The sequence below is a fragment of the Micromonospora maritima genome, assembly GCF_902825405.1.
Taxonomy (GTDB): domain Bacteria; phylum Actinomycetota; class Actinomycetes; order Mycobacteriales; family Micromonosporaceae; genus Micromonospora; species Micromonospora maritima.
The window spans coordinates 1-4884 of the sequence record NZ_CADEAU010000397.1; the positions used below are offsets into that span (position 1 = coordinate 1).

The window sequence follows — 4884 nt, forward strand, 5'->3', positions numbered from 1 at the left end:
GACGCCGCCGGCCCCGGCCGCCGACCGGCGCGAGTCGATCCTGCGCACGTTCCTGCGCGACGGCGCGCTGACCCGGCTGCCCGCGCAGCGCGGCCGCCGGCGGGTGCTGCTGGAACACATCACCACCTACACCTTCGAGCCCGGGCTCCGCTATCCGGAACGGGCGGTGGACGACGCGCTGCGTCCCTGGTGCGCCGGCGGCGAGGCCGACCACGTGACGCTGCGCCGCTACCTGGTCGACGACATGCTGCTCACCCGCGAGCAGGGCGTCTACTGGCGGACCGGACCGTGACCGGCTGGCGCACCCGCCTCGACCCGCCCGACGGGCCGGTCGCGCGGGTCCTGCTGCGGGAGTACATGGCGGAGATGGTCCGCCGCTGGTACGGCCGCCCGGAGCGACCCGACGAGGTCGACGCCGCGCTGGCCGAGATGCCCAGCGACGACCTCGCCCCGCCGACCGGGCTGCTGGTGACGGCGTACCACGACGGCAGCCCCGCCGGGTGCGCCGGGCTGCGGTGGCGGTCGGGTTGGGCGGAGCTGAAGCGGGTGTACGTGCGCCCGGCGCACCGGGGCACCGGCGGCGGCGCGGTCCTGCTCGCCGCGGCCGAGGCGTACGCGGTCGAGGCGGGGGCGCACCGGATCCGCCTGGACACCCGCTCGGACCTGGTGGAGGCGCGTGCCCTGTACGCCCGGCACGGCTACCGCGAGATCCCCGCGTTCACCTCCGGCCCGTACGCGCAGCACTGGTTCGAGAAGTCACTGCCGGTGCGGGTTGACGACGCCGCGACGCCGCGCTAAAACAGAAATCGAGAACTTGAGTCACTGAGACTCAACTTGAGACCTTGGGCCAGGAGAACCGAGGAGGCACCGCCATGTTGATGCGCACCGACCCGTTCCGCGAGATCGACCGGATCGCCGAGCAGTTCTTCGGCACCACCGCCCGGCCGGCCGTGATGCACCTCGACGCCTACCGCGACGGCGACCACTTCTACGCCGCCTTCGACCTGCCCGGCGTGGACCCGGACAGCATCGACTGCACGGTCGAGCGCAACGTGCTGACCGTCCGCGCCGAGCGACGCCGCCCCACCGGTGACACCGTCGAGCTGGTCGCCGCCGAGCGTCCGATGGGCACCTTCACCCGGCAGCTGTTCCTGGGCGACACGCTCGACACCGACCGCCTCGAAGCCGGCTACGACAACGGGGTGCTGACGCTGCGCATCCCGATCGCCGAGCGGGCCAAGCCGCGCCGGATCGCGGTCAGCACCACCGCGGAGAGCAACGGCCACCGGCAGCTCACCACCGCCTGAGCGCCCGTCACGCCGACGCGGGGGAGGCCGGAGCGCCGGCCGGCCCCGCGTCGGCGTCCCACGGGTAGAGCCGGGTCAGCGCGTGCGCCGTCGCGGTGAACCGGTCCCGCAGCTCGGCCGGCGCCAACACCTCCACCTCGGCGCCGAGCTTGAGCAGCTCGGCGTGGGCGTGCCGGGCCGACTCGATCGGCACGGTGGTCTCCAACCAGCCGTCCGGACCCGGTTCGCCGGCCGCCGCCCGGGCCGCCCGGCTCATCTCCGGCGGGAAGACGTACGGCATGAACTCCAGCGCGGCGACGGTCAGCCGGATCCGCGCCTCGCCCCGGTAGACGTCGCGCTCGTAGCGGGCGGTCCACTCCCGCCAGTAGGCGGCCAGGTCGAAGTCGTCCGGCCGGTCGTACCGCTCCTCGGTGACCACCGCGTCGAGCACCGCACCCACCCGGTAGGTGCGCGCCTGCTCCCCGCACCGGGCCACCAGATACCACCGGCCCGCCTTGAGCACCACGCCCAGCGGGGCGACCAACCGGGTCACCTCGCGCGGGGCGCGCCAGCGCCGGTAGCGCAGCCGCACCAGCCGGTCCTCCCACACGGCCCCGGCCAGCGTCTCCAGGTGCGGGACCGGCTCGGGGTGCCGGAACCACCCGGGGGCGTCCAGGTGGAACCGCTGCCGGATCCGGCCGGTGCGGTCGGCCAGGTCCCCGGGCAGCGCGGCGCGCACCTTCAGCTCGGCGGCGGCCACCACCGACGCCAGACCCAGCTCCGCCGCCGGGCCGGGCACGCCGGCGAGGAACAACGCCTCGGCCTCCGGCCCGGTCAGGCCGGTCAGCCGGGTACGCCAGCCCTCCAGCAGGCGGTAGCCGCCGGCCGGTCCGCGATCGGCGTACACCGGCACGCCGGCGGCGCCGAGCGACTCCACGTCGCGGTAGACCGTCCGCACCGACACCTCCAGGGCGACGGCGAGTTCCTGGGCGGTCATCCGCCCCCGGGTCTGCAGGAGCAGCAGCAGGGAGACCAGCCGGCTGGCGCGCACCCGGTGACGGTAACCCGCGCGGCGGATCCGCCCGGGCGCGCCTCGTCGCGAAATCCTCCGCCGACTGAGAACCTTTCTCACATGCTGCGTCCCGAGGTGCTGTCCCGCGCTCGTCCCGCGCTGCCCGGCGGTCCGGTCGACTTCACCGAGGCGTGGTTGCGCAACCGGCGCCTGTCCGAGCACACCCGCGACGCGTACCGGCGGGACGTCACCGGCTGGCTGACCTGGTGCGCCGATCGCGGCCTGGACCCGCTGCGGGTGACCTTCCTCGACGTCAACGCCTACGGCCGGGACCTGGAGTCCACCCCCCGTGGCCGCGACGGCCGGCCGCTGACCCCGGCCACCGTCGCGCGCCGGCTGTCCGCGCTGTCCAGCTGGTACGACTTCCTGGCCAAGCTGGGCGCGGTGCCGGCCAACCCGGTCGCGGCGGCGGACCGCCCCCGCGTCGACCGGGACCACTCCGCCACCGTCGGCCTGAGCCCGGAGGAGGTCGACGCGCTGCTCGCGGCCGCCGACGCCGACACCGGCCCGACCGCCGCCCGCAACCGGGCCGCGCTGGCGCTCCTGGCCGACCTGGGACTGCGGGTCGGCGAGCTGGTCTCGCTGAACCTGGCCGACCTGGGCAGCGAACGCGGTCACCGCAGCGTCCGCTTCGTCGGCAAGGGCGGCAAGGTACGCCGTCGCGCGCTGACCCCCGGCACCGCGTACGCCCTCGACGCCTACCTGGCCGACCGGGCCACTGCGCAGGGCGTCACGGTGCCGGAGCTGACCGGCCCGCTGCTGGTCACCGCGACCGGGGGCCGGTTGGACCGGCACGCCGTGTTCCGGCTGGTGCGCCGGCTCGCGCAGAGCGCCGGGATCGCCGCCTGGGCGCGGTTGTCACCGCACTCGCTGCGGCACGCGTTCGCCACCACGGCCCGCTCGGAGGGGGTGCCGCTGGAGGACGTGCAGGACGCCATGGGTCACGCCGACCCGCGCACCACCCGCCGCTACGACCGGGACCGGCACAACCTGGACCGCGACCCGGCGTACGCGATCTGGGCGGCCCGCGCCCGCCGTCGCGGGTGAGCGTCGTACCCGGGCCCTAGGGTGCCGGCATGCGACATGGGCTGGAGATCTGCTGCGGCGGCGCCGCGGTGACGGTGGCCGATCTGGTGGCGCTCGGTGAGCTGGCCGAGCGGGCCGGCTGGGACGGCGTGTTCCTGGAGGACTACCTCGTCCACCACGCCGGGGACGAGCCCCCCACCTGGGATCCCTGGCTGGTGCTGGCCGTGGTCGCCGCCCGCACCGAGCGGGTCCGGCTGGGCACCACGGTGACCGCGTTGCCCCGGCGTCGCCCGGCCAAGCTGGCCCGCGAGGTGCTCACCCTCGACCATCTCAGCGACGGCCGGGCCGGCGTCGCGGTCGGTGTCGGCGACCCGGGCGACCGGGGCCTGGCCGCGTTCGGCGAGACGACCGACCTCAGGACCCGCGCCGCGATGCTCGACGAGGGCCTCGACCTGCTGGTCGGGTTGTTGAGCGGCGAGCGGGTCACGCACCGGGGCACCCACTACCGGGCCGAGGGCGTGGCCCTGCGTCCCGCGCCGGTGCAGTCGCCGCGGGTGCCGGTCTGGGTGGGCGGCAGCACCCAGGCCAGGGCGGTGCTGCGGCGTGCCGCCCGGGCGGACGGCATCGTGCCCTACAAGCTGACCGACACCGACGACTGGTCCGACTTCACCGCGGACGAGGTCGCCGACCTGGTCGCCGCGCTGCCGGCGACCCGCGCCGACGGGCGGCCGTTCGACGTGGTGGTCGGCGGTCGGCGTCGCCGCGACGACGAACGGGCCGAGCGGGCCTACCTGGCGGAGTTGGCGGGGGCGGGCGCCACCTGGTGGCTGGAGTACGTACCGGCCGGTGACCCGGCCGCGATGCGGGCCGCGGTCGCCCGCGGCCCGCTGCGCTGACCGGTCAGCGCCGGGGGCACAGGCAGAACGGCTGCCCGATCGGGTCGAGCAGCACGGTCCAGTTCTCCCCGCCGGGCTGGAACTCCGGTCGGGTCGCCCCGGCCGCCACCAGGTCCTTCTCCGCGACCGCCACGTCGTCGACGGTGAGGTCGAGGTGGTAGCGCTTGGCGCCGGTCTCGTCCGGCCAGGCCGGCGGCGCGTACCCGGGCACCCGACCGAAGCCGATCGAGGTCCCGTCCTTGGTGATCATGGCGTACTCGGTCTCGCTGTGGGTGACCTCCCAACCGAGGGCGTGGGCGTAGAAGGCCGCGTGGGCGGCCGGGTCGGAGCTGTCCAGGTTGACCATCGCGAGGTCGGCGTGCGTCGTCATGCCGGCAGTCTGTCGCCGGTACCTGTCACCTGCTGTCAGGTACGTCCGGCGGATCCCGACGGCCACACCGCCAGCCGGCCGTGCGGCCCCCGGCAGGCCAGCGCGTCGGCCACCGGGTGACAGTCGCGGGTGCCGGCCGGCAGCACCGGGCCCGGTCGGGGCCCGTCGCGGTCGACGGTGACCACGAGCGTGTGTCCGCCGGAGCGGGCGGGACGCAGCAGCACCTAGATCGGA

8 protein-coding genes are annotated in these 4884 nt (G+C 75.6%); 5 read left to right on the plus strand and 3 right to left on the minus strand.

All coding sequences use genetic code 11. From position 1 onward, the window contains the following. The 3 genes from HUW36_RS25470 to HUW36_RS25480 all read left to right on the plus strand — a co-directional run. The coding region (locus HUW36_RS25470) for a DUF2087 domain-containing protein (RefSeq protein ID WP_174530476.1) at positions 1-292 on the plus strand (292 nt) is incomplete at its 5' end. Further along, positions 289-798, plus strand: coding sequence for a GNAT family N-acetyltransferase (locus HUW36_RS25475; RefSeq protein ID WP_246248319.1), 510 nt, complete (start codon positions 289-291; stop codon positions 796-798). The genes HUW36_RS25470 and HUW36_RS25475, both read left to right, overlap by 4 nt. A 74-nt stretch (positions 799-872) precedes the next feature. Then, positions 873-1307: an Hsp20/alpha crystallin family protein gene (locus HUW36_RS25480; protein ID WP_174530477.1), complete on the plus strand. Its 435-nt coding sequence runs from the start codon at positions 873-875 to the stop codon at positions 1305-1307. A gap of 7 nt (positions 1308-1314) precedes the next feature. On the opposite strand, the gene HUW36_RS25485 is transcribed toward HUW36_RS25480, so the two are convergent. Next, positions 1315-2337: a helix-turn-helix transcriptional regulator gene (locus HUW36_RS25485; RefSeq protein ID WP_174530478.1), complete on the minus strand. Its 1023-nt coding sequence runs from the start codon at positions 2335-2337 to the stop codon at positions 1315-1317. Between the two features lie 81 nt (positions 2338-2418). Here HUW36_RS25485 and HUW36_RS25490 point away from each other — a divergent pair, with 81 nt between their 5' ends. Both HUW36_RS25490 and HUW36_RS25495 read left to right on the plus strand, forming a co-directional pair. Continuing rightward, positions 2419-3405 carry a tyrosine-type recombinase/integrase gene (locus HUW36_RS25490; protein ID WP_174530479.1) on the plus strand — a complete coding sequence of 329 codons (987 nt, stop codon included), beginning with the start codon at positions 2419-2421 and terminating at the stop codon, positions 3403-3405. A 29-nt stretch (positions 3406-3434) separates the two neighbouring features. Then, positions 3435-4280 carry an LLM class flavin-dependent oxidoreductase gene (locus tag HUW36_RS25495; protein ID WP_174530480.1) on the plus strand — a complete coding sequence of 282 codons (846 nt, stop codon included), beginning with the start codon at positions 3435-3437 and terminating at the stop codon, positions 4278-4280. 4 nt (positions 4281-4284) lie between these two features. Here the strand turns inward: HUW36_RS25495 and HUW36_RS25500 are convergent, their stop codons facing one another. Both HUW36_RS25500 and HUW36_RS25505 read right to left on the minus strand, forming a co-directional pair. Continuing rightward, positions 4285-4650 (minus strand): VOC family protein, encoded by a 366-nt coding sequence (locus HUW36_RS25500; RefSeq protein WP_174530481.1) that lies wholly within the window; start codon positions 4648-4650, stop codon positions 4285-4287. 35 nt (positions 4651-4685) lie between these two features. After that, the gene (locus HUW36_RS25505; protein WP_174530482.1) at positions 4686-4874 is read right to left on the minus strand and encodes a hypothetical protein; all 189 of its coding nucleotides are present in this window, start codon (positions 4872-4874) and stop codon (positions 4686-4688) included. Positions 4875-4884 lie beyond the last annotated feature (10 nt).

Coding starts and splice junctions, on each gene's coding strand:
- HUW36_RS25480 (WP_174530477.1), top strand. CDS start 873: ATGTTGATGCGCACCGACCCGTTCCGCGAGATCGACCGGATCGCCGAG.
- HUW36_RS25490 (WP_174530479.1), top strand. CDS start 2,419: ATGCTGCGTCCCGAGGTGCTGTCCCGCGCTCGTCCCGCGCTGCCCGGC.
- HUW36_RS25495 (WP_174530480.1), top strand. CDS start 3,435: ATGCGACATGGGCTGGAGATCTGCTGCGGCGGCGCCGCGGTGACGGTG.
- HUW36_RS25500 (WP_174530481.1), bottom strand. CDS start 4,650: ATGACGACGCACGCCGACCTCGCGATGGTCAACCTGGACAGCTCCGAC.